Genomic DNA, 2,550 nt, shown 5'->3' with positions numbered 1-2,550 from the left:
CCGGCGGTGGCACGGCGCGCAAGACGGCCTCGCGCACCACGACACGTCCGGCGGCGGCGAAGAAGACCGCGAGCAAGGCCCCGGCGAAGAAGGCTGCGGCGCCGCGCAAGAGTACGACGGCCGCGAAGAAGACGGCCTCGTCGTCCGCGCGGAAGGCGACGGGCGGCACATCGGCCCGCAAGAGCGCCGGCACCCGGACATCGTCGCGTAAGCAGGGGTGAGCCAGATGGCCAAGCAGTCTGATCAGACGAGTTCCGGGCTGGGCGATGTGCTCGAAGCACTGCCGACCGACCGGTTGAAGGAGCAGAGCCGCGAGTTGATGTCGGCCCTGGCGGAGCGTGCGGTCGCGGTGGCGACCGACAAGGTGGGGGACGTCACCGAACGGCTCGTCGGCTTCGTGGAGAACGGAGGCACGAGCGGCGGGGACGGGGCCGGCAGGCCCTCGATGGTGAAGACGATGCTCGGGGTCGGTGCCGCCGGACTGAAGCATGCCGTGGCCGGCAAGCTCGGCGGGGGCGGCAAGGGCGGTGGCGGAGGCAAGAAGATCAAGGTCACCAACATCGTCGAGGCGATCGACGTCGGCGTCCCCGTCCGGGTCGCGTACAACCAGTGGACCCAGTTCCAAGACTTCCCCAAGTACACCAAGCGCCTCGAACGGGTCGAGCAGACCTCCGACGAGAAGCTCACCTGGAAGGCCGGGATCTTCCTGTCGCACCGCACCTGGGAATCGACGATCGTCGAGCAGGTCCCGGACGAGATGATCGTGTGGCGGTCCAAGGGCGAGAAGGGCTCGGCGGACGGCACGGTGACCTTCCACGAGATCGCCCCCAATCTCACCAGGATCCTCCTGGTGCTGGAGTACCGCCCGCAGGGCCTGTTCGAACGGACCGGCAACATCTGGCGGGCCCAGGGACGGCGCACACGCCTGGAACTCAAGCACTTCCGCCGCCACGTGATGACAAGGACGATCCTCGACCCCGACGGCGTGGAGGGCTGGCGCGGCGAGATCCGTGACGGCGAGGTCGTGCGCTCCCACGAGGATGCCCTGGAGGACGAGAACGAGGGCGGCGAGGAGTCGCAGGAGCCCGAGGACGACTACGACGAGGAGGCCCCGGAGGGCGAGGAGGAACCGCAGGACGACGAGGAGCAGCCGCAGGACGAGTACGCGGACGACGAGGAGTACGAGGACGAGGGCGGCGACGAGGACGAGGGCGGCGACGAGGACTACGCCGAGGACGCGTACGCCGACGGGGAGGAGCTCCCCCCGGAGGAGGCCGAGGCGGACTGGGACGAGGAGCCCCGGGACGAGGACGAGTACGCGGACGACGAGGAGGACGAGGACGCGTACGACGACGAGGACGAGACCGATGAGGAGCCCGCCCGGCGCGGCTCCCGGCGCGCCCTCGCACGGAGCGGGTGAGACCGGTGACCCCTGCCGCGCGTACCAGCCCCTACCTGGACCGCCCTTCGTCCAGCGGCCTGGCGGACGTCGTCGACCTCATCCTGGACAAGGGCCTGGTCATCGACGTCTACGTGCGGGTCTCCCTGGTGGGGATCGAACTTCTGACCATCGACACACGCGTCGTGGCGGCCGGCGTGGACACCTATCTGCGCTTCGCCGAGGCCGTCAACCGGCTGGACCTGGAGGACGGCAGGAGCGAGGGGCTGCCGGAGCTCGTGCAGGACAGGAACGGAGGCGGTGCCCGCCACAGGAGCCGCGGCGCCCTTGAGAGCATGAAGGACACGGCGAACGTGGCGACCGGCCGCGCCCGCGGTGGCAACGACGAGGAGGAACCGGAAGCAGCGCACGAGCGGCCCAAGCGGCGGCCGCGCCCTGCCGCCGCACGAAGGGAGCGTGAGCGATGAACGCCACCGTCCCGCCGGACCGGGCCGCACCGGCCTGTTACGTGTACGGCGTCGTCCCGGCCGGCACCGCCGAGCCCTACGACGTCGAGGGCGTCGGCGACCCGCCGTCGCAGGTGACCCTGGTGCGCCACCGCGGGATCGCCGCCGTGGTCAGCGAGGTCGACGGCGACCGGCCGCTGGGCACGCCCAAGGACCTGATCGGCCACGCCAGGGTCCTGGACTCGTTGGCCGCCGCCCGCACGCCGGTCCTGCCGATGCGCTTCGGCGCGGTGCTGAGCGGCGTCGAGGCGGTCGCCGACGGCCTGCTCGAACCGCAGGAGCAGCAGTTCCTTGCCGCGCTCGAGAACCTCTCCGGACTCGCGCAGTTCACCGTCCGCGGGACCTACCGGCAGGAGGGAGTGCTGCGGGAGATCGTCGCGGAGCGCGAGGACATCGCCCGCCTGCGGGACGGAATCGCCGCCCTGCCCGCGGACACCGGCCGCAACCGGCGGATCCAGCTCGGCGAACTCGTCTCCCAGGAGCTGACCGCCCGCGCACAGGCCGACACCGAGCACCTGATGAGGGCGCTGGCACCGTTGGCCGCGCAGGCCTCCCTGCCGACGTCGCCGAGGTGCTTGGTGAGGGCCGTCTCGACGCAGATGGACAGCTTCCAGCTGGGCATCTGGGCGCTGGCGCCGTACACCG

4 protein-coding genes are annotated in these 2,550 nt (G+C 71.2%); all 4 read left to right on the top strand.

What is annotated here, in order from left to right:
• On the top strand, nucleotides 1-211 hold a 211-nt coding region (locus ABZ885_RS39315), incomplete at its 5' end, for a hypothetical protein (RefSeq protein ID WP_360199717.1).
• A 15-nt stretch (nucleotides 212-226) separates the two neighbouring features.
• Nucleotides 227-1,420 (top strand): SRPBCC family protein, encoded by a 1,194-nt coding sequence (locus ABZ885_RS39310; protein ID WP_360199716.1) that lies wholly within the window; start codon nucleotides 227-229, stop codon nucleotides 1,418-1,420.
• 5 nt (nucleotides 1,421-1,425) lie between these two features.
• The gene (gvpJ, locus tag ABZ885_RS39305; protein ID WP_360199714.1) at nucleotides 1,426-1,866 is read left to right on the top strand and encodes a gas vesicle protein GvpJ; all 441 of its coding nucleotides are present in this window, start codon (nucleotides 1,426-1,428) and stop codon (nucleotides 1,864-1,866) included.
• Nucleotides 1,863-2,550: GvpL/GvpF family gas vesicle protein (locus ABZ885_RS39300; protein WP_360199712.1), on the top strand; the 688-nt coding region annotated here is incomplete at its 3' end. The genes gvpJ and ABZ885_RS39300, both read left to right, overlap by 4 nt.

Source organism: Kitasatospora sp. NPDC047058, assembly GCF_040643935.1.
Taxonomy (GTDB): Bacteria; Actinomycetota; Actinomycetes; order Streptomycetales; family Streptomycetaceae; genus Kitasatospora.
Note: the sequence above shows the minus strand (reverse complement) of the source record. Positions and strands in the feature narration are given on the sequence as shown.